Here is a 22,612-nt window from a genome sequence, read left to right on the forward strand (position 1 = left end):
CTTCCTGTTTCAAAATTCCCGGTGGTTTTTACCCACTAATTCTGCTGAAGAGCCAGAAAATTACTCATCAGGCTCAAACAATCAAACGTCCGCGCTTGCTTCAAAAAAAGCAGAGCTAGGAATAACCATAGGTAAGCGACCTGAATACACATGAAAAAATAAGTAGTGCGCATCCTCGGCACATTAATTTGAAGCCGCCAAAAAGCTCTATAATGCACATACTCATCAGATTACTCAATGAGAAAATGGTTATTATGACACAAGACGGAGATGTTTTAATCCGTTCCTGACAGCCGCTTCACTGCGATCGAGATAGCGACACATTCATATTAATATTTGTGCGCTAGTACGGTATTATTTCCAGCACTGGAACATAGATTACCACCGGCGCATTGTCGAAATTATCCACATTGTCATAGATCTCGCTGGCAATCGTGGGAATGTCCACACTACCCCACCAGTTACCCGTAGCATCGATGGTCACCGAAGCACCTGTCAGGTAGCGCCAGCTGGATAGATTGTATTGCGTATTGTCGTAAATACTATTGCCAGTGATGACCGGTAATGGATTCCCCGCCGCAGTGAAATTACCATCAACAAAAACTCCATGTTGGTTTGCTGTTATCTCATTGCCACCGTTTATCACCGGGTTAGAGTGTTTTCCGACATTGATACCGTATCGGCTGTTAATAATCCTGTTACCACTGATCGTCAGATCATAACCTACCACGTCTATCGCGGCATCAATCATTGAAATACTGGAGGCATTGTAGGTGCCAAAACCATTAATGACGTTATTCACAATCAGGCCGCCAGCTCCATCACGTAGATGAATACCCGCAGTTTGAAAGTTGCGGATATCACTATTGCTGATCGTGACATTGGCAGCCGATACATCAACACCAATCTTCGCCCATTGGATATCGGCATAGTCAATCACACTACCACTGCTGCTCGGACCAAATACAATGCCCTGCCAGTCGCCTTTATACGGTGTTGGTTTAGCGGAAGTGAAAACCACGGGGTTGGTCACGGTGCCGGCGACATCCAGCGTGCCATCCACCAGCAGTTTGGCATTGGCGCCATGGAAGCGTAGGGTCGCGCCTTCCGGTATGGTCAGGCTTGATCCCGCTTCGACCACCACTTCTTCGAGGATGTCATACACATTACCTGTGGTTAGCACCTGATTGCCTGCGATAGGGCCTTCCAATGCGCTGCCTGAGGTGAAATTGCCGCCGGCACCATCCAGCATCGGCAAGAAAGTCACCACCGGCGCATTGTCGAAATTATCCACATTGTCATAGATCTCGCTGGCAATCGTGGGAATGTCCACACTACCCCACCAGTTACCCGTAGCATCGATGGTCACCGAAGCACCTGTCAGGTAGCGCCAGCTGGATAGATTGTATTGCGTATTGTCGTAAATACTATTGCCAGTGATGACCGGTAATGGATTCCCCGCCGCAGTGAAATTACCATCAACAAAAACTCCATGTTGGTTTGCTGTTATCTCATTGCCACCGTTTATCACCGGGTTAGAGTGTTTTCCGACATTGATACCGTATCGGCTGTTAATAATCCTGTTACCACTGATCGTCAGATCATAACCTACCACGTCTATCGCGGCATCAATCATTGAAATACTGGAGGCATTGTAGGTGCCAAAACCATTAATGACGTTATTCACAATCAGGCCGCCAGCTCCATCACGTAGATGAATACCCGCAGTTTGAAAGTTGCGGATATCACTATTGCTGATCGTGACATTGGCAGCCGATACATCAACACCAATCTTCGCCCATTGGATATCGGCATAGTCAATCACACTACCACTGCTGCTCGGACCAAATACAATGCCCTGCCAGTCGCCTTTATACGGTGTTGGTTTAGCGGAAGTGAAAACCACGGGGTTGGTCACGGTGCCGGCGACATCCAGCGTGCCATCCACCAGCAGTTTGGCATTGGCGCCATGGAAGCGTAGGGTCGCGCCTTCCGGTATGGTCAGGCTTGATCCCGCTTCGACCACCACTTCTTCGAGGATGTCATACACATTACCTGTGGTTAGCACCTGGTTGCCTGCGATAGGGCCTTCCAATGCGCTGCCTGAGGTGGGATTGCCGCTGGCACCATCCAGCATCGGTACGAAACTCACCACCGGCGAATTGTAATAATTATCCACATTGTCATAGATATTGTCGGTAATCGTGACAATATCCATCGTACCCCACCAGTTGCCCGTGGCACCAATGGTGACCGAGGCACCCGTCAGGTAACCCGAGCCAAACAGCTCATAATCCGTATTGGCATAAATACGGTTGCCCGTGATCACCGGTTGTGGATTGCCTGCTGCGGTGTAATTACCCATAAGATAAACACCATAGCGATTACCAGTGATTTCATTGTCACCATTAATCAGTGGCGTGGAGTGCTTCCGCACATAGATGCCAAAGTAAAGAGCGGAAATGGTATTACCACTGATCGTTAGGTCATAGCCCGCCACATCCACGGCGGCATCCATCAGGTAAAGACCTTGTGTACCACTGTATTGAGCACCGGGACCTGTGATGACATTATTCGTAATCAGGCCTCCCGCCCCATTGAGCATCTGGATGCCCGTGGTTTGGAAGTTACTAATATGGCTGTTACTGATCGTGACACTGGCAGCCGAGACATCCACACCGATCTTCGCCCATTGGATATCGGCATGATCGATCACACTACCTGTGCTGGTGGGGCCAAATACGAGTCCCTGCCAATATTGTCGATTGGATGTGACCACATCACTACCGAACGTGACCATGGACGCTGCCTCGCCATAGACCTTCAGTGTGCCGTCCACTACCAGGCGTGTGCCGGATGCAAATTGCAGCGTTACACCGGGGGCAATGCTAAACGTTTTTCCGGGGTTTACGGTGAGGTCCGCAGTGACTGGGTATGTCCCACCAGGAACTAAATTCGAATCTTCAGAAATTTGACCAGACAATGGTGTACCATCCGGAATAGTGACGACCTGGGGGCCCTGCCAACTAGTAGTGACAATACCATTATTAAGTGTGCCTACTGTTACAGACTCTTCATTGCTCATTTCAACAGCGGATAATGTCAATGGTGAAACTGCTTGATTAACTGTGGCATTCAGCCCTGCATTTTTTAAACGGAAAGGTATTTGCAGAATCTGGCCGTCACTGAGCGCCACTTTTCCAGCAGCGGGCACAACAATGACGTCTAACGTCCCAGCAACGTTGTTAACTTTGGAAAACTGCACATGGTTACCACCGAGTGATGTGCCAGCAATAGGCGCACTGGATTCTAAAAGTGTAGGATTGAACGACAAAGTGTATTTAATGGAAACCGGCGGATTTGGGATGCCGCCATGTGAGTAGTTAACACTTACGGACACAACACTCCCTTCAAAGTCTGAAGCAGAGTCAACAGACAAGACTGGGTTTGCAAATGCGGCCTGAGCAATCATCTGCAAAAATGTAGATAAAAGTATCGTTACCAGATTTTTCATAGTATTAACTCATTATTGTTTTTGATAGCGCTAAATAGGGTTGACCGATTTATGTGCATGAACAGGTCGCCCTCTCCCTCTATTTTCTGCTCTGCATCCAATTCGAATAGCCACTTCTTCGACAAACCGATCATTTCCTGTCAACCGATTTCTTTGCAACGCAGCTCGTAATAATTCAATTTCCTTGTCGGTAATACCAACCTGTACATACTCCATATACCGAGAACGACGTACATCTTCATTTTCACCTAGTGACAAAAACGTAGGATCAAGATCAATCAGGTGCTTATCATCTAACCCCATTCGTTCTCGATAACTTGACCAACGATACTGCCGCGGGCCTGCCACCATATTCGCCCGCACCGGATTCATCTCAACATAACGCAAGCACGGCAACATATACTCGTCTCGTTGAATCGGGCTTGCTTTAAATCGCCCATCCCATAATGACCCTGTTCGCCTCTCCAGCTTATTGACTAATGCTGACTGCCTTCCTGCTAAGCGTTTCATCAATTCTGAAAGCGTTTTTGCATCATTCCTCGGCTCAACGATCAAATGCACATGGTTCGCCATCAAACACCAGGCATAAACTTTAACGCCCAACCTCACTTTCCATTCGAACAAATTCTCCAAGTAAAACTGGTAATCATCATTCGCAATAAACACCGTATTACGGTTATGCCCTCTGCATGACGCACATGTAAGTGCTATGTCGCGAGCGAATGGATGCGCAGGAGCGACCAATATGGTGCGGACAATTCGGCACCAGTAACCTGCCTTCCTTGGCATTGTGTTTTCCAGCAGACAAACGGCCTCCAGCTTAAACTCTGTGGTAAATGTTTGTCGTTTTTTCATGGTTCACTCCTCGGACTATTGTCCTCTTTTTGGAGTGTCCGTTAAACTGGGGGAGGCTCAATCTTTCCCCTTTTACCTTCTTTTATTTTTATTGTTTTTATCTTTACTTTTCGCTGCACTCAAAAAGTTTTTCTTGTTGCACATACTCCAAAATAAACTTGCGATTCCTATCGTTTAACATACCCCATTCTTTTAATAACCCTGCAACACTTTTTCCATCCTTCTCACATCGAGACAAATCATATCCATTTTTAACATAAGCCCTAGCAACATCAATTACACGAGAATGTGCAGTTTTGACGTCTAATATTTCATTGTTATTATAGCTGCTCAAAACCGCAGCCAACCCAACCTCACGTTTTCCAAACAATAATTTAAAATCATTTTTTTTGTGTTTGTTTAATATAGTGAGAGCAATATTTTCTCCAAACAGCATAGGTAGTCTTTGTATTCCAATATCACCTGTTTCCATTGGGGGATACGTATAATATGCAGACAAATTTAAAACTGACGAATTATAAAGAATAACCACTGCAACTATTTGATAGAGAGAAAGTATCAATACCGCTATAACAAGGTAATTTTTTTTAAATTTCATGATTAAAGCACCAGCAATATTAGCGTTGAGGATAAAGCGTATTATATCTATGCATTAGATCAGTGTTGTATTGAATTCCTGCACGTGCAGCCATACCAACATTTACCTCGCTAATTGTATCTCGCCAATAGTTTTTTACTCCATTATCTCCTGTATTTGTGAAGAGCTTCTTAAGAAGTGGAATTGCTCTTAATTTCTGAATAGGGCTTGGCTCAAGGAGCCCAACAAGATCATCCGCTCCAACAGCCGAAACGAGCATATCATCGGCCAGATTTAATCCATCTGTAGTAACATTAAGCGGATCAGGTAAATTTTTCAGTCCCATTTTTTTGTAAATTTCAACAGCACCTTCTTGATCGATTTCAAACCCAGATAATGAGTCCTGAGGCTCAATAACCGGATGCAACTCATCATTAAACATCCTCGAAAAAGCCCCAGTCATAGCTCCATTCTTAAACTTCCCACCCGCAAGTACAGAAGCCGTGCCCCCAACCAACGCAGCCTTAAAAGCATTCTGCACTGGGTTAACGCCAGCAGGCCCAAACACACCCTTCACCGATGCCGTTTGAGTAACAGCCGCACTAATAAACCCTGCCTTAAACGACCCACCGTTCATCACACTACTCACACCGCCCACCATCCCATGAGCAAGCACTTTAGATGTAGAACCCCATGCCCCAGCTAAAGCAGCATCGCCAACACCAGCAAATGCCCCCGCAGTAATCCCCCCAATAACCGCCGCCCTAAGATCCCCTCCACTCGCAATCAAGCTACTCATAAAGCCGGCAGCCACCACGTTCACCCCAGGAATCGCTGCAATACCTATTGCAATAATTGTCGTGCCATTCTCATCAATAAAATCAAAAATATCTTCCGACAAATCCCATAATCCTTGCCCCAGATCATCAGCAATGCCGGTTACTGTATCCCAAGCGTTATCAAAAAAAGTTCTGAACCCACTCGGATCCGTATACGACAGCGGATTATTCATCACATAGGTATAACGATTATAGGACTGCAGGTTGTGCTGCGCTTGTACCAGCGGGTCCGCACTCAGGAACCGACCCAGTTGCGGGTCATAAACACGGCCATTCATGTGAATAAGCCCAACCCCTTCCAGGAGCTCATGCTCGGTAAAGCCATGATGGGTTACACTGGAGGTCAGCGCTGCCAGTATAATGCTTTCAGTCGTGCTGGCCGCTTTCCAACTGACATTGCTTCGGCGTTTACCAAACACATCGTAACTAAAGCGTTCTTTGACGATGCCATTGGCATCGGTGATCACCGAGGTTGAATTGATGTGATCCCCATGCAGGTAATGCAGATCAGTGGTGTTATTACTTCTTCGAGTCGTAACACCAATAACGCGACTACCGGCATAGATGTAGTTTTTGTATTCAATAATCCCACCAGGTTTTACAATACGCTCAAACAATTGGCCCATGTAATGGGTTTTGGTTGTGCCTTCTGCATCCGTTGCTTCCTGCAAATACCGTGAGCGATCCGCACCATATTCAAAGCGCGTTGAATGACTTCCCTTTGTGATGGATTTCGGTTTATTGAAGGCGGTATAGGTAATAACCTTTCCACCTAGGCCATTTTGCATATTGCCGTTGGCATCGTAGGTAATGTTTTCGACTGCGGCCTGCCCGATATTTGCAGAGATACAGGCAGTATCATGAATATTGGTTGTAGAGTCGACGTTGCAGTCAGCCGAAGTTGTTAATGATGTGGTATCCAGCCCCACCAGGTTTCTGGCCAGCAATGCAGTGTCCGCACTGGTGATGCTACCGTCACCATTGACATCACCAGCAATAATGCCCGCTTGCGAGGTGATGCGTTGTATTTCTGTTACCGCATGTGGTCCAGCGCCATTAGCGCCGGTGTAAAGATAAGTCCCCACGTTACTGTTGAACGTCATGTTACCCAGAGCGTCGAACCTATAATTGGCCGTTTGAATGCCATCCTGCTTGACAACGTCAATGCGGTTGAGGATGTCATAGGTGAAGCTTTCAGTGGTGCCGTTTCGGGTTGAGCCACCGGCCAAGGTAATAACACGATTATGATCGGTACGGCTAACCAGGTTGCCAAGATTATCAAAGCCGAACTCAAGGTTTTGCACATCACTGCTTGTGCTTGTGCCGGTGCTGATGGATTTCAGGAAGCCCAGTTCATCATCATACACACGCAAGGTGGTAAGGCCGTTACCCAGGGACTCGGAGGTTATTTTACCACTGGCATTAACCAGTTCTGCCGTCCATAGAGGATCGTTACTTGCGCCGTCTTGAACTTCTTTAAGATGACCAAAGGAATCATAGACATTGCGCTTTATAAAAGCGGGTTGATTACCCGCATCTTGTGCAGGATAAGTGATGGTCTCTACGCGGCTGAAGGTATCGTAGGCTGTTGCAACGGTGTAACTGGCATTATCGAAGTTTGAGGTGGCCGATGTGATACGGCCAAGGCTGTCGTAGCAGAAGCTCTTGGTGATAGCGCCATCGGTAGTGGATTTCAGTTTTCCAATGCTGCGACAGCTGCCCGCTGCATCGGCCTCGGTGAAATAAACCCATTGACTGGTTTTTTCAACACTGGTTGAGTCTGCTGGGTTACGGACATCCACTCGTGTACGCATACGATTAAGTAAATCGTAGCTCATGGTGGTTTGCTGGCCTATATTATCCTTTTGCCAACGCAGGTTACCCAGCGCATCCGTGTCATATTGCCAGGTACCCATATCCGGATCGATCAATTGGGTTTTACGACCACGCTTGTCATATTCCATGGTGATAGCATTGGCCGCAGTATCGTTAGGCGTAACTGTTTTTAATTCACCAAAAGGATAATAAGTGTACTCGGTTTTATTATTATAGGCGTCGTACACCAATGCGACCTTGCCAGAAAGGTTCATGATTTGCCGTACGGTTAAGTCGGCAACCGCACCATTTGAGTGGCGCTCTGTATACGTCATGGTCTGCAAACCAGAATAAACGTTGGTTACAGTGGAGCCATCCGGGTTCGTTTGTTTTTCAACGCGACTCAGGGCATCAAATTCACGGGTTGTCCAGAATTTTGTGGCATCTTTAAAGTATGGCCGGGAAGTCCGCCAAACACGCCCTAATGCGTCATATTCCGTATCCTGATGAACAATGACGCCATCCAGCCCACGGGTTTCTGCCCGCAGCTGTCGGGAAAATTCATCCATGTAACCAATGGAAATTGCACCATCGCTACCTACAGTGGTGACTTTGTAGACAGCGAGAGCCGGGCAGCTAGTGTCGGTCGCATCACACCAACCGTAAGTCATTGTGACGGTTGTACCATCGGGCCTTGTTTCGCTACTGCGGCGGCCGAAGGAGTCGTAAAGCCACGATGTGGTTAAACCATTGGGACCAGTTTGGCTTTTAAGCTTACCCCAGCGGGCGTCGTACACTTTTGTTTCAGATTGGGTGATTGTGCCTTCTACCGGTACGGTTGTAGTGACCGCTGGAAACTGGTTATCCGTGTAATCAAAATTGCTCGTTGTTGTACGTGTAGCGACAGGATAGCTTGCACTCGATGAACCGCTAACAGTAACGGTATCCTTGTTGCCAAAGGCATCATAGGTGTATTCAGTTTTCAGATAAAGATCAGGGTCTGTTGGCTCGTCTTCCGACCAGTGCAACATGCCGGCATTGACGTGCCCTGCGGGGTAATAACCAAATGCCGTATTGCGCGTTTGAGAATCAGCACCTATAAAAGAAGTAACGCTGGAGGCCGTTAATCTGCCAAGGTGCCAGTTAGCCGTATCGTTATCATAAGTATTATGTGTGGTTTGTCGATAGGCAAAGGTTGTGTCCAATGGGCTTTGCTTAGTATCTACGGTAATATCAGTGGCATTGCCGTAGTCATCCATCACAGTTGTGGTTTCGGTGTACTTTACCGGAGCGCCATCGAGGTCTTTTTCTTCAGATGTGCTACTTTCAAGATAAACTGAATAATACGGATTCCCCGCAACACTCTTCACCGCATAGTTATTAATGGTTTCGCTGGTGACAATATCTCCAAGTGTGGAATCCGCATAACTAACCGTTATCTTCTTCGGCATGTTTAAGTAGGGAAATACATTAAAGACCGAATTAAAATTGGTATTTTCGTAAGTGGTAGTCGTTGTTCGTTGGGTTTGCACATCGGTAATTGAACGCGAAGCAAAGCCTAACCACCCATGCCCCAGATTGTTAATACGGGCATCGGTATATTTATAGGTGTAATTCGCAGCACCACCTATGCCGTTTGAGACAGAGTGCTCACTCACCACCGAAATCGGTGAAATAATACAAGGTGTAGGGTATTGGCAGTTGTTTGTACCTTTTGTGTAAACACTGGGATCTGTCAGAGATTTGTAAGTGATGCCAGTAGTTGTGCCGAATCCAGCGGTGATAGAATTTACAATTTGACTATTTACGCTTATCGAATGAACCACCTCGTCAAACTGCTCGGGGTAATTAACCGTAACATTCTGACCCAAAACGCTGTCGTATTCATCTTGGCTATATGCAGATCTTCTGTAACTTCGGATAATATCGACTTTTCCATCAGAATTTAGATCTACCAGTCGTGTTCCTGCATCCTTCCAATCACTTAAAATCAGGTGGTCTGGTGGAGAAAAAGTGTCATTTCTAATCCAACCAGTGCCTGTATTAAGGTATGCGCCACGTGTTTCATCGGTGGGATTTATCCATTCTTGAAAGATAATATCAACAAGCCCATCGTTATTTACATCGCGAAAATACACCTGTCGACCAAACGGACTACCAATAACTGTCAGTGCAACGGGTGGAATGAAATTATCATTTCTTACCCATCCATCACCTGTATTTAGATAAGCGCTTTTTTCTGGTGCTGCACCATTAAAAAATTGCCGGGATTTCAAAATATCAACGAGTCCATCGCCATTTACATCGTGGAATGCGACACCTTGAGTCTTTCTAATTCCAGTATTCCGGTCAACATCATCAATAAAATGGACTGGCAGCTTATAGGCTGCACTGCCAGAGACGGTATCCGCATAATCCTCGTAGACCCCATCACTTGTGAAGTCTAGTCCAGACCCTGTATTTAGATATACATCAGGCCCTTCAGACAAAAAGGTATCATCAACTATATAATCAGGTAAGCTGTCACCATTTATATCTATAAATAGAGAATGCTGACCCTGAACACTAATCACTTTTTCATTTGATATAAATCTAGTAGCACGGTCCCCGGTAGAAAGAAGCAAAAATTGCTGTGGTAAAAAATAATCTAAATTAGGTGCCCATGCATCACTGAAATTTAAAAATGCTCCTTTATCCGAATATGTGACTGTTGGCGTACAAAAAACGGGATTACCAAAAACATAATCACACTCAACATCCGCATCATAGAAGTCATAATAATTATAAATTTGATCTACCAATCCATTTCCATCTAGATCTAAATATCGCTGATTACGATCACGGCCGTCATCTCTTCCCAGCCAATGTTTTGGGACATACTTACCAGAGGTATCCAGAGACCAACCAGCGCCGTTATTAATATATGCACCTTGGTCAGTCTGCGTATCACTTACCCAGCGACTCCATACAAAATCAACTAGCCCATCGCCATTAACATCAATAATTCGGGAGCCTGTAGGTTTATTATCAATACGGCTCAAAGGATAGGGCGGCAAATAGGAATCAGCTTGTTCCCAAGTACCATTTTTATTTAAAAAAGCACCAGACTCATTGCTCGTATCGCTGTTCCATCTGTGATAGATAATATCTTTAAAACCGTCCCCGTTAAGATCAATAAAAAGAATACCTTTTATGTCTTCACCGTCAACCGACAGCTCAAGACCTGCTGGCAATTGGTACGTAGTGTCTGACTGCCACGCAGTTGTGCCGACGTGGCTCAGCTGCCATCCTATCTGTGTTGCAGGAAAACAGAGCCCATCAGTACCGCACTCAATCACTGTAGTCAGCTTACTTTTATTGGAGTTTACATCTGTAGGTTCATAAGCAACTTTGTAATCTCGAACCAATTGACTTGCGATTTCTACAGAAATCTTCTCCAGCCGTTTTGTGGTTTGAACCTTACCGCCCGCTCGATACCCAACAATCGGATCAGGGCGCGTTTCATTTCCAGCAACACCATAATTAAAACTAATTTTTCCACCGCCGGAATAATTAATTTCATTGGGATAGTATTCTCTGTTATAACCAACGCTGCTGGACAAACCACTGGAATCGTCCCCTGTAAACTGATAAGTGAAGTTAATTATATTACCGGCATTATCAGCAATACTGCTTATTGCCCAAATATGAACAACCTCTTTACCATGTGGCGCAAAACGGCTGTCATATTGACCATTTGCATCAACAGATACATTGCCAAACTGCATGCGCAAACCATCTTTTGTCAAGACTTCAAATGTCTCAGGGCCATTATCCAGAAAACCTCTGGAAATAATTTTAGAAAAAATGTCTTGCTCGGTACGGTATTCGGTATTGCTTTGTCCATATATTCCAGAAACTGCAACAAGGCGCTGACCATCTAGACAGTACTTGTCATCTGCATCTAACTTCACCGCACGAATTTGACCATCTTGTGCTAAATTTTGCGGGCAACGGGTGATTGTGGAAAGACCTGATATGTTCCAGCCAACACCCAACAGGCCATTCCCCGCTTGGCTGCTGTATGTCAATGAAATAGCAGGTTTAATACTACCAATACCAGTGGGTACCTTAATGGGAATTGAGTAAGTTGCTGCGCCACCCGGAGTAACTGAGAAACTACCGTCGACGGAGCCAACAGGTCCGCTTGCAGCATTAACAGTGGCTGTGTAAAAGCACATGCCCAAACACAAACTGAAGGTTAACTTCCAAAAATTATTACTCATCAATTCTCCCCAAGAGCATTTCTACACAATCTATTTTATTTTTTTATTCATCAGTTCGTTAAATTTCAATTATCAACGAATGCTTATCACGCGATGCGCTGACCACTGGAACGGCGCATGAAGCGGCCTTGCTAACATCGATATCAGGATGTAGCAGGTTTGAGAAGAAATGGTTGCTGTTAATTCGATACATCATTTAGGATTTTTTTAGTTATTTTAATTTATTCTTATTTTTTGATACTTAAAGCAGTGATTGGTCACAGTTAACTTTGATTCTAGCAACCCGATACTTATAAAGTTCACTACTCACTAATTATTCTTATCGTAAACACATAGCACTGGCCTGATTAACGTGTTGTACGACTTCTCTACGGAATCCGGTTAGTTATATTTGGAAACCATACCTTGTGCAGGTGTACCGATAGTAGCAGCTTGTATTTAGATATACACAAATAATATTTGTAGGAAATATACTACAAATGGATCTGTATAAATTTTGCACGATATGAAAATCTGTAATATTTTCAATCTATTAGTTAATTTTTATAAGTATAATTATGATTTAATATTCTAACTTATATTGGTAATATGCACATATCCCTCAATTAACCTCTATTTTATCTCGGGGGTTACCATTTCTTCGTTATCCCAACACGTAGCGCCCAAGCTAACATTTTGCGTTATCGCTTTTACTCAGCGCTTAGTTTTCCCCCACTCGCTCCCACACCAGTTCTCCGTTGCGAAACACCTGCCGGATACGGTGCAGGGGGATGCTGTGCGTCTGTCCCTCTTCATCCACAAACGTGAAATCGAAAGCGTCTTCGGCATCGAAGCCGATGCTCGTCAGCGGCAGCTGAATGATCCGCTCGGCGACACGGTCGTAATAACCGATGACAAAATCCGCCTTGCCGTAATCCGCATCCCAGCGAATGCGATTCAGGAGTTCATGTATCGGGATCATGCTAAGCGCCGGGCGCAGCCATCGAACATGCTGGCATTACTATCCGTCTAAACCGGCACGAGTCAAATATGCCGCGCGTATCTTCGCCACCCGCGCCCGGTTCGCTCCCAGGTCGGAATGCCCTACCCGCGACGCGGAGCGGATATGGATGACCCGTTTATCGGCATCCAGCCTCAATTCCACATCATCCACATAGCGCATCAGCGGTGTCACAAACCGGGCATGCAGATAGTCGTCCTGTTCGGTAACGATCTCGCCGCCATTCTCCACAAGGGCCTGTCTGGCCTTGTTCCAGGCCTCGTCCACCGAGGCGTTCACCGGCAGTGGTTCAACAAACGACACCCCGGCCGGGGTCTCACTCGACACGCAATTCGGCGATGCCGGACAGGCACGCAACTGGCCGCCGAGCAGGCCAAGCTCTGGCGGTTTACGTGACGACATCGACAGCGCCGCAAAATACACACCGATGAGCACAAACACGGCAACAAGGACATAAAGCAGTATTTTCATAAAATAGATTCCGATTCAGTGCGATCCCATTAACTTTACATCCGTCATGCCGGCGAATGCCGGCATCCAGCCCGTAGGGCGCAATAACCGCAGGGCATTGCGCCGCATGTCTCAGCACTTAAAGGACATAAAAAATATTTTCATAAAATAGATTCCGGTTACATTTATGCCATTTAACCGATCAAGGTCAAACGGTGATTTTTGTACTACACCTATACAGCAGTATATCCCACGCAAGCCAGGAGGCTCATGGAGGAGCGCGGAGATGGACGATACACAGAGTCTGGACCTGGGCAGTCAGCCGCAGGCGGTGCCCCTGGGCGCCAACCTGCTCGTCAACGGTACTGGCGCCACATTTCGAACCTGGGCGCCACAGGCCCGCGAGGTGTGGGTGCGTTGGGGATACACCCAGGATGATCACCACAACTGGTTTCATCAACACGAGGTCAAGCTGCAACGCCATGCAGACGGTACCTGGGGCGGTCTCCTCCCGGGCCTGCGCGAAGGCGAACGCTACATGTTTTACGTCGTAGGACCGGAAGGCGGCACCGAGGGTGTCAAACGAGACCCCTATGCGCGCGACCTCACCGATCACCCGGCCTGGCCGCATTGCCAATGCCTGCTGTGTGACCCCCGGCGCTTCCCCTGGCACGATGCCGGCTACCGCCCACCGTACTTTCATGAGCTGATCATCTACCAGTTCCACATCGGTACCTGGCAAATCCCGGACGACAGCAGCAATGGCACCTTTCTCTCGGTGATGGAAAAACTGCCCTATCTCACATCACTCGGCATCAACGCCATCCAGCCCCTGCCCATCGTCGAATTCCCCACCGCCTTCAGTCTCGGCTACAACGGCGTGGACTATTTTTCACCGGAGACGATCTACGGCGTCAGCCAGGATGACCCCAGGCTGGACCATTACCTGCACGCCGCCAACCAGTTATTGCAGGCCATCGATCCGGCTCACGCACCCTACACCGCGCAAGACATCGACGGCACCGCCAATCAATTGCGCCTGCTGATCGACCTCTGCCACCTGCACGGCATCGCCGTGATTCTGGATGTGGTGTACAACCACGCCGGCGGTAACTTCACGGAACAGGGGCTCTATTTTTTCGACGGCCAGCCCAGGGACGACCAGAACAACAGCCTCTACTTCACCGACCGTGGCTGGGCGGGCGGACTGGTGTTTGCCTACTGGAAAAAGGAGGTCAAACAGTTCCTCATCAACAACGCCCTGTTTTATCTGGATGAATATCACGCCGACGGCTTTCGCTACGACGAGGTCAGCGTGATTCGCCACGAGGGTGGCGAGCATGGCTGGCAATTCTGCCAGTACGTCACCGACACCTGCCACTACGTTAAACCCACCGCCATTCACATTGCCGAACACTGGCCCGTGGATGATCGCGTCGTGCAAGCTACAGCAGCGGGTGGTGCCGGTTTCGACGCCACCCAGAATGATGGCCTGCGGGATGCATTGCGGAGCGCCATCGCCCAGGCATCGAGCGGCGCGGATGCCCGCGTGGATCTGGAGCGCATCGCTCAGCAACTTAAGGCGCCGCAACTCAATGACCAGTGGCGCGCCGTGCAGTGCAGCGAGAATCACGACATTGTGTATCGCGACCGGGGGCAGCGGATTCCGCGCCTGGCCGACAGCAGCAACAGCCGTTCATGGCACGCGCGTAGCCGCTCACGCGTCGCCCTGGGGCTGACCCTCACCGCACCGGGCATCGCCCACCTCTTTATGGGCCAGGAATTCCTGGAAGACAAACAATGGCATGACGAACCCGGCAGCCTGTTTCAGCTCTGGTGGCAGGGTCTGGCCACCGATAAAACCATGGCGGATTTCCTGCGCTTCTCACAGGAACTGATCAGACTGCGGCGCAGACTCAGCGGCCTCAATGGCTCCGGCCTCAACGTGTTTCACATCCATAACGATAATCGGCTACTGGCGTTTCACCGCTGGGTACCGGAACAGGGCCATGATGTGGTCGTCATCGCAAGCCTCAACGAATCCACCCATTACAATTACCGCTTAGGTTTTCCGCTCCCCGGCCACTGGCGGGAGGCCTTCAACAGCGACGTCTACGACAACTGGGTAAACCCCTGGGCCGCCGGCAACCACGGTGGCATCGATGCCACAACCCCCGGCATTCACAACCTGCCCGCCGCGGCGCACATCGTGATCCCCGCAAACAGTGTGGTGATCTTCGTGAAAGGATGAATCCGCCCTGGAGACTGATGCCGGTAGAGATCTTGTCCCTGCGTGTGCCATGGTCTTTAGGAATTCCAAGCGATTTTGATTTAGTCTGCACAGACTGTTATTTTCTTTGAGTTTTTGCGAAACAAACAAGGAGGTCCACATGTTAGAAAAAAACCAGCCCGCACCCGAATTCAGCTCACCGAATCAGGAAAACCGCATCGTCAGCCTGTCCGCTTTTCGCGGCAAGCAAAATGTTATCCTGTATTTCTATCCCAAAGACGACACCCCGGGCTGCACCATCGAGGCAAACCAGTTCGCAGCACTGGCGCCTGACTTCGCGGCACTGGATACCGCCATCATCGGTGTCAGCAAAGACAGCTGTGAAAGCCATGCCGCGTTTATCGACAAGTTTGGGCTCAACTTCGATCTATTGGCGGACACCACGGGTGAGGTGTGTGACCGCTATGGTGTGTGGCAGGAAAAGGAAAAAAACGGCGTAAAGAAAATGAGCATCGTCCGCTCAACCTTTCTGATCGATAAACAGGGACAACTCCAGGACGTGATCTACGGTGTAAACCCCGAACAGCATGCCGCCGAAATGCTGGAAAAGGTAAAAAAGCTGCAGGCGTAGCGAAATTCCCTCGCACTGGAACGGCCTCACTGCATTTTCGATGGCAGGGTGATGATTTCCCCATCAACCGCGAACTGACCCTTGCCGCGGTGATGCAGGGTCCGCGGCTGTTTGCAGCCGGGATCGATCCAGGCCTTGAGCACTTCGAGCACGAAGAAATCATAGCGGTTCAGCAGGCGGGTATCCGTCACGCGGCATTCCAGATTGGCGTAGCACTCGACGATGAGCGGTGGCGCGACATGGGTGGCCGGACGCGTCGTCAGCTGAAACGCGGCGAACTTGTCCTGGCTACGGCCGCTGCTGTTGCCGCAGCCGACCACGGCCTCGGCCAGTTCCACGGTGGGGATATTGATCACGCACTGCTTGCTTGCCTTGAGCGCGGTAAAACTGAAATTCGCCTCGCTCATCACCATGCCCACCAACGGTGGTTCGAACTCCATCATCGTCAGCCACGACAAGGTCATGACATTCGCCCTCCCCTTGTGCGCCGTGGTGACCAGCACCACCGGCCCGGGTTCGAGCAGGCCGTAGACCCTGGACAAGGGATAGTTACGTTTCACCTTGGCGGCTCCTGTTCCTGGCGTGTTTCCTCTGTTGCAATTCTTTCAATTCTTTCAATTCTTTCAATTCTTTCAATTCTTTCAAAGACGAATAATCACAGCGGATAGCCGACGGACTGCGCCAGGATCACCCGTTGCTGCGGAGCAAGTTTCAGGGCATCGGCCAGCGCCTTGCGATCCAGCAGACCCCGCACCACGGTATTGAGCCCGGCCGAGGCGCAATACAGATAGACATTCTGCGCGATAAAGCCGGTGTCGGCCGCGGCGTAACGATCCTTGTCCTCATCAGTGGCGTCCTGCATGCGACGCCGGTCCGCGACATACACCAGATTGAGCGGCGCACTGGCAACAAACTCCTGGCTGCCGGTGCGCGCGCGTACATCCGTTTTCAGCACGCGGTGCAGCACATGGGCCGTCGCATCATAGAGATACGTGCCGCTGGCCTTCGCAACGTAGATGTCGACCTCGCGCCAGTCATGCGCCGATGGCGCGGTGCGCTTGCCGGAGTCCACACGGTTCATCCCGGCCGCCGCCCACAACAGATTGGCCAACTGCTGCGGCTCAAGCGCACGCCCGGAAAATTCACGCGACGAATGGCGCGCCTGCAACGCCTGCATCAGCGGCATACCGCCCGTAGTCTGTGGTGGCGGCAGTGTCACCATCTCAACCTCCTCGGCGGTCGCACTCGCCACGGTAAACAGCACAGCGCCAAAACATATCCATGCATGCATCGCACTCCTCCATGACCAAGGCACACCTCATGATGGATTAAGTATAGAGGGGGAAATCGGAACCGGAGAAAAGCCCCTGTCTGCTGAGAGCCCGTGAAAAACCGTCGGCTGTAGTGAGGGCGCCGATTTTCGAGCGAAACAGGGCTGCGTCAGTAGCCCGAAGGGTGCAGGCCAAGGATGGCCTGTATCAAAGCGACGACCGCAGTAGGCCGACGGTTTTTCACAGGCTCTGAGGGAGATATTCAGGCACCACGAGGGCTGCCCTGTTAAAACTTTTGTGGGGGACTGCTACGGGTGATCATTGCCCAGGTACTTCACTACGCCCTGCCCGGCGACATAGCCGCTGGCGAAACAGGCGGTGAGTAAATATCCGCCGGTGGGCGCGTCCCAGTCGAGCATTTCACCGGCGCAGAAGACACTTGGCAGTGCCTTGAGCATGAGGTGTTCATCCAGCGCCGTAAACGATACGCCGCCGGCGGTGCTGATAGCCTCGTCGATGGGGCGCGGGCGTTCACAGCGCAGCGGTAGCGCCTTGATCAGCGCCGCGAGTTGTTGCGGCTCGGTCGATCCTTGCCCGTCTACCGACGCATGCAATACCTCATACAACAATGCCGCCTTGACCCCGCTGAGTTTTAGCTGACGGCGCAGGTGCGCCGACAGGGAACGCTTGCCACGCGGTTGCGCCAGCCGGGCGGCGACATCTTCTTCGGCCATATCCGGCAACAGATCAATCGCAATCGTGGCACTGCCATTGCGCTCAATCACATCACGGATAGCGGCAGCGAAGGCATAGATCAGACTGCCTTCGATACCGTACTGGCTCACCACAAAGTCACCCTGTTTGTGCTGCACCGCGCCCGTCGCATCCGTGAACATCAGGCGCACGGACTTCACCGGCTCACCCGCAAAGTGGCTACGCAAATGTTCGCTCCACGCCAGCTCGAAGCCACAGTTCGATGGGCGCAACGGCAGGATCGCAACGTCCTGTTGAGCCTGTTGGGCGTGAAGGGGTTCGAGTAGCGCTGCGAGTATGGACACCCAGGCACCGGTTGAGCCCAGCCGCGCCCAGCTGCCACCGCCCAGGGCCAGCACCGTGGCATCGGCCGCAATCACGGCCTCGCCCGTCGGCGTCATAAAGCGCAGGTGATTGACGGCCGCAAGGCCCAGCCACTGATGGCGCATGTGAAAGCGCACCCCCGCCCCCCGCAAACGGTGCAGCCAGGCGCGCAGCAGGGGCGCCGCCTTCATCTCCACCGGAAACACCCGCCCCGAACTGCCGACGTAGGTATCGACACCCAACCCCTGCGCCCACGCCCGCAGGTCCGTCGGGCCGAAGCGATGCAGCATAGCCTCGATCTCGTGACGCTGCTCCCCATAGCGCGTGACAAACGTCGCCAGTGGTTCGGCGTGGGTAAGATTCAGGCCGCTCTTGCCCGCCATAAGAAACTTGCGCCCCACCGAAGGCATCGCATCATAGACATCCACCTGCACACCGTGGCGGCTTATCACCTCGGCCGCCATCAACCCGGCCGGCCCACCGCCGATGATCACCACCGCCAAGCTACTCTCCCCCTACCAGGAGGCTGTCGGGTTTAGGATGAATCATCAACGGACGCATAAATTTTAGCCCCAGGCCTTCCATAACAAGGAACCGCCGCTGACCAACAACAAGCCACCGATGATGGCTAACTGCTGCCGGTGACTGATACCCAGATGTACCTTGTTGCCCAAATACAGCCCCAGCCCCATCAGCGGCAGCGCCATCAATAACGCGCTTAACATCTCACTCTGGAGCAGCAGGCCGAAAAACAGAAAGGTGATAACACGTAACGCACCGTCGAGCATAAACAGGCCCGACAGGGTGCCGCGCAATTGCGCCTTATCATGCAACCGATGCGAAAGGTACACCACATAAGGCGGCCCACCGGTGCCAAACAGCGCGCCGATCAGGCCGCCGCTCAACCCCGTGGGCAGTGACCACCAGCGACTGATCGGCCTTTCACTGTGCACATTGAACACATAGCGTAGGCCGAAAATAATGACGAATAGACCGAGCCCCACCAGCAGTGGCTCACGCGGCAAATTCATCAGCAGGAACGTACCCATCAAAATGCCCACAATCGTCGCCGGTATCAAAAAGCGAATTTCATCCCAACGCACCTGCAAATGCATGTGGCGACTAATCACGGCAGACGCCACAAAATCCAGCACCAGCACCATAGGCACAACAAAGGTCAACGGCAGGAAGTGGGCCAAGAGCGGTATGGCAATCAGCCCCGAGCCGAAACCGGTAATGCCTCGCAAAAAATAGGCAAACAGCAGGATAAAAAATGCGACAAGGTAGATATCAGGCGTCATAAAGCGATCAAGTCCTGCGGTGATGATTCCGGACCGGGGTTAGAGTGAACTTCCCCCGATTTTTCCTATTCACTAAACTACTGCAGTTTTAGCAACAGTTTCCCCTCCCCAACACACCATCGCGTAAAACCGCGCCGAAACCGGGCCACATGCCTATCTCTGACCCGGTTTTTTACCATAGCATCCAATGACTCGCTGTAAATTATGCCGGTGATATGTGGTAAGTGTTTATATTATTGATAGATAACATTAGAAACAATTGTTTTCTGACCCGGTTTTTGTGCTAAAAAGATTAAGACCTGGCTAAGCGCCATTCCTCTGGCCCGGTTTTTTCACAGCAGGTAGCAAAGGAATTGAACCATGAATACAAACACTACGTACTCGGAATTACTTCACAAGATGGATACCTACTGGCGCGTTGCCTACTATTTATCTGTTATCCAGTTATATATCACCTACCCCGGCCATGGCGGATACTTCAAGCAAAATGAACCGAATACTTACCTGGAAGCGGACGCATGTATAAGTTAAGGCAACTGTGGAGCGAGCTGCGATCGAGCTTCTGGTTAATACCTTCGCTGATGGTCACGCTCAGCATTGCCTTTGCGGTTGTGTTGATCGAAATAGATTCTACCAGAAGCGACCTTTGGCTAAGTCAGTGGCCACGCCTGTTTGGGGTCGGACCGGAAGGCGCACGGCAAATGTTGTCGACACTTGCCGGTTCGATGATGTCGGTTATGGGCATTACGTTCTCCATGACCCTGGTGGCGCTGGCGCTGGCCTCGAGTCAATACACCTCGCGCATCCTGTGGAACTTCATGCGCAGCCGCATTACCCAGATTACGCTTGGAGGCTTCTCCGGTATTTTCGCCTATTGCCTGGTAGTGCTGCGTACCATTCGTGGCGGGAATGGTAGTGTCGAATTTGTGCCAGACCTGGCGGTCATCTTCGCCTTTATACTGGCCATCTTAAGCATAGGTGTACTGGTATTTTTTATTCATCACATCGCCGCATCGATCCAGGCCTCCAGCATCATCGCCTTGATCGCTAACGAAACCACCGCAACGATTGATCGATTTCTTCCGGAAAAACAAGAGGAAGGATTTGATGAAACTGGAGAGGATGAGAACAGGCAGATCCTATCATCACCGGATAAGAGAACCTGGTATGCAGTGCCTGCAAAGGAGAGCGGCTATATACAAAACGTGGATTATGATGCCCTGCTGAGTCTGGCCCGGGACAGAAAGACCATCGTGCGCATAGAGCACGGCATCGGCGCATTCGTTGTGGAAAATGCCGCATTGGCGTCGCTCGCGCTGACGTACCCGCCTGACCAGGCGACAATCAACGCTTTTAATGCGCCATACAGCATTGGCCACCATCGCACGGTGGAGCAGGACCCCGCATTCGGTATTAGAGAGATCGTGGATATGGCACTGAAGGCCCTTTCACCCGGTGTCAATGACACCTCGACAGCAATAATGAGTATAGATTATCTAACGTCCATTCTGGCGCGATTGATCTGTCAACGATTTCCGCCTGCGTACCGTTACGAGGGGGAAACCTTGCGAATGATCGCCATTGTTCCGACCTTTGAATCTCTGCTGGCCGATGCCTTCGACCAGATTCGAGGCAGTGCAGGCGGCAATTTTGGCATCATGGCGCGCATGCTCGACGCCCTTGAGACCCTCAGCAGTCTGACGACCAGCCCATGCCGCCGGCAGGCGCTCTACGAACAGGTACAGTGGATTGCCGAGCTGGCCGACCGCACCATCGAATCCACACATGATCGCGCGCGGATTGAGCAACGGCTGACGAAGGCACGCGAAGCGATCGACATCGAGCCAGGAGTCAAAGCCCTTTAAGCACGACTTCAATGTGGTCGCCGTGTGCCTGAATGCGCCGGAGCCTTTCAATGGCGCCAGGAATATGCAAGACAGAGGGTTACCAGGACTCGTACATAATTCCACGGCCTCCCGCATCACACGCTCACGAAAACCCGGTTTTCTTCAGAAACTGGCCCATTCTCAGAAAAAGGGTACTTTAGGAGTATGCCTCCTTGAATTCACCCTTTGCATTAATCGCACGGACAGGACCGCCGGCAATGACGGCAATCCGGCCGACCAGCCGCCATGCCTAAACGTAACTCATTGATTTTTTAAGGCATTAAATTGTTTGCAATTTTTCTCCTGATACCAATAATCAGCGTCGGAAAACTCGCGTATTTGACCGGCGCAGCGGGGTGCCCAAGGTGCTGTGGTGACCCGAAATGGCTCCCTGAAACGGCTACCCGAAACAGCTGCCCAAAACAGGCGAGTGTTCCCCTGGACCAGCTGGTATTTATTTCATAGGGGACTTAGATGTCAAAACAAAAACTGTGGTACGGATTTCTTGAAGCAGGCAGCAAAAGCAGCCCGGTGGTGATAGACCACAGCATGGACACGGGTGAAACAAGCAGCGTATTCGTTTACAACCATAACAGACAGGAAATACTCAAATACGTCCGCGAACTGGTTGAACCCAAACTACGTGAACTCACCGCCAAGGAAAAGGAACTGGAATCCGTCCTGAAAAAAGGCTTCAGCGACGCCTTGAAAACACTCAAGTACCCGCTAGCCAAAACCATCGACAGCCCCGCGAAAGCCAAGCCAAGCCCAGTAACTGACACGCCCAAGGATGAACCTGAGGTCGAGATCAGCGTGCTGGATGATGATATCTGGGAAGACGACGACTGAGAGCGAACTGAGAGCGAAACCGGGAGAAGTTCAGAGAGCGATTGTTGCTTAT

The 22,612-nt window shown here is 50.2% G+C and carries 14 protein-coding genes; 4 read left to right on the plus strand and 10 right to left on the minus strand.

Translation table 11 applies throughout. The features are described 5' to 3' along the window. Window positions 1–343 precede the first annotated feature (343 nt). The 6 genes from RRB22_14480 to RRB22_14505 form a co-directional block, all read right to left on the minus strand. Window positions 344–3,514, minus strand: a complete 3,171-nt coding sequence (locus RRB22_14480; protein ID MDT8385612.1) for a right-handed parallel beta-helix repeat-containing protein — start codon at window positions 3,512–3,514, stop codon at window positions 344–346. Between the two features lie 30 nt (window positions 3,515–3,544). Next, entirely contained in the window at window positions 3,545–4,369 is an 825-nt protein-coding gene (locus tag RRB22_14485; GenBank protein MDT8385613.1) for a transposase, read from the minus strand. Between the two features lie 103 nt (window positions 4,370–4,472). Further along, on the minus strand, window positions 4,473–4,967 hold the full coding sequence (locus RRB22_14490; GenBank protein MDT8385614.1) for a hypothetical protein: 495 nt from the start codon (window positions 4,965–4,967) through the stop codon (window positions 4,473–4,475). Between the two features lie 19 nt (window positions 4,968–4,986). Then, entirely contained in the window at window positions 4,987–11,865 is a 6,879-nt protein-coding gene (locus RRB22_14495; GenBank protein MDT8385615.1) for an RHS repeat-associated core domain-containing protein, read from the minus strand. Between the two features lie 700 nt (window positions 11,866–12,565). Further along, window positions 12,566–12,826, minus strand: a complete 261-nt coding sequence (locus RRB22_14500; protein MDT8385616.1) for a DUF504 domain-containing protein — start codon at window positions 12,824–12,826, stop codon at window positions 12,566–12,568. A 39-nt stretch (window positions 12,827–12,865) separates the two neighbouring features. Then, window positions 12,866–13,336 (minus strand): DUF1499 domain-containing protein, encoded by a 471-nt coding sequence (locus RRB22_14505; protein MDT8385617.1) that lies wholly within the window; start codon window positions 13,334–13,336, stop codon window positions 12,866–12,868. A 265-nt stretch (window positions 13,337–13,601) separates the two neighbouring features. On the opposite strand from RRB22_14505, the gene RRB22_14510 reads away from it, so the two are divergent. Both RRB22_14510 and RRB22_14515 read left to right on the plus strand, forming a co-directional pair. After that, window positions 13,602–15,566, plus strand: coding sequence for an alpha-amylase family glycosyl hydrolase (locus RRB22_14510; GenBank protein ID MDT8385618.1), 1,965 nt, complete (start codon window positions 13,602–13,604; stop codon window positions 15,564–15,566). A gap of 139 nt (window positions 15,567–15,705) precedes the next feature. Further along, complete coding sequence (locus RRB22_14515) at window positions 15,706–16,176, plus strand: peroxiredoxin (protein MDT8385619.1); 471 nt, start codon at window positions 15,706–15,708, stop codon at window positions 16,174–16,176. 26 nt (window positions 16,177–16,202) lie between these two features. Here RRB22_14515 and RRB22_14520 read toward each other — a convergent pair whose 3' ends face one another. From RRB22_14520 to RRB22_14535, 4 genes are all read right to left on the minus strand, one after another. Then, the gene (locus tag RRB22_14520; GenBank protein ID MDT8385620.1) at window positions 16,203–16,736 is read right to left on the minus strand and encodes a flavin reductase family protein; all 534 of its coding nucleotides are present in this window, start codon (window positions 16,734–16,736) and stop codon (window positions 16,203–16,205) included. A gap of 95 nt (window positions 16,737–16,831) precedes the next feature. Beyond that, window positions 16,832–17,467 (minus strand): nitroreductase family protein, encoded by a 636-nt coding sequence (locus RRB22_14525; GenBank protein MDT8385621.1) that lies wholly within the window; start codon window positions 17,465–17,467, stop codon window positions 16,832–16,834. A 288-nt stretch (window positions 17,468–17,755) separates the two neighbouring features. Then, window positions 17,756–19,027, minus strand: coding sequence for a TIGR03862 family flavoprotein (locus RRB22_14530; protein ID MDT8385622.1), 1,272 nt, complete (start codon window positions 19,025–19,027; stop codon window positions 17,756–17,758). A gap of 63 nt (window positions 19,028–19,090) precedes the next feature. Next, window positions 19,091–19,825: a sulfite exporter TauE/SafE family protein gene (locus tag RRB22_14535; protein ID MDT8385623.1), complete on the minus strand. Its 735-nt coding sequence runs from the start codon at window positions 19,823–19,825 to the stop codon at window positions 19,091–19,093. Between the two features lie 518 nt (window positions 19,826–20,343). Between RRB22_14535 and RRB22_14540 the strand changes: the two genes are divergently transcribed. Next, the gene (locus RRB22_14540) at window positions 20,344–21,690 is read left to right on the plus strand and encodes a DUF2254 domain-containing protein (GenBank protein MDT8385624.1); all 1,347 of its coding nucleotides are present in this window, start codon (window positions 20,344–20,346) and stop codon (window positions 21,688–21,690) included. Window positions 21,691–22,185: 495 nt separating this feature from the next. Continuing rightward, on the plus strand, window positions 22,186–22,560 hold the full coding sequence (locus tag RRB22_14545; protein ID MDT8385625.1) for a hypothetical protein: 375 nt from the start codon (window positions 22,186–22,188) through the stop codon (window positions 22,558–22,560). Window positions 22,561–22,612: the final 52 nt, after the last annotated feature.

This window comes from Gammaproteobacteria bacterium (assembly GCA_032250735.1).
GTDB lineage: Bacteria > Pseudomonadota > Gammaproteobacteria > SZUA-152 > SZUA-152 > SZUA-152.

Coding starts and splice junctions, on each gene's coding strand:
- RRB22_14505 (MDT8385617.1), bottom strand. CDS start 13,336: ATGAAAATACTGCTTTATGTCCTTGTTGCCGTGTTTGTGCTCATCGGT.
- RRB22_14525 (MDT8385621.1), bottom strand. CDS start 17,467: ATGCATGCATGGATATGTTTTGGCGCTGTGCTGTTTACCGTGGCGAGT.
- RRB22_14480 (MDT8385612.1), bottom strand. CDS start 3,514: ATGAAAAATCTGGTAACGATACTTTTATCTACATTTTTGCAGATGATT.
- RRB22_14510 (MDT8385618.1), top strand. CDS start 13,602: ATGGACGATACACAGAGTCTGGACCTGGGCAGTCAGCCGCAGGCGGTG.
- RRB22_14500 (MDT8385616.1), bottom strand. CDS start 12,826: ATGATCCCGATACATGAACTCCTGAATCGCATTCGCTGGGATGCGGAT.
- RRB22_14545 (MDT8385625.1), top strand. CDS start 22,186: ATGTCAAAACAAAAACTGTGGTACGGATTTCTTGAAGCAGGCAGCAAA.
- RRB22_14515 (MDT8385619.1), top strand. CDS start 15,706: ATGTTAGAAAAAAACCAGCCCGCACCCGAATTCAGCTCACCGAATCAG.
- RRB22_14540 (MDT8385624.1), top strand. CDS start 20,344: ATGTATAAGTTAAGGCAACTGTGGAGCGAGCTGCGATCGAGCTTCTGG.
- RRB22_14485 (MDT8385613.1), bottom strand. CDS start 4,369: ATGAAAAAACGACAAACATTTACCACAGAGTTTAAGCTGGAGGCCGTT.
- RRB22_14495 (MDT8385615.1), bottom strand. CDS start 11,865: ATGAGTAATAATTTTTGGAAGTTAACCTTCAGTTTGTGTTTGGGCATG.
- RRB22_14535 (MDT8385623.1), bottom strand. CDS start 19,825: ATGACGCCTGATATCTACCTTGTCGCATTTTTTATCCTGCTGTTTGCC.
- RRB22_14490 (MDT8385614.1), bottom strand. CDS start 4,967: ATGAAATTTAAAAAAAATTACCTTGTTATAGCGGTATTGATACTTTCT.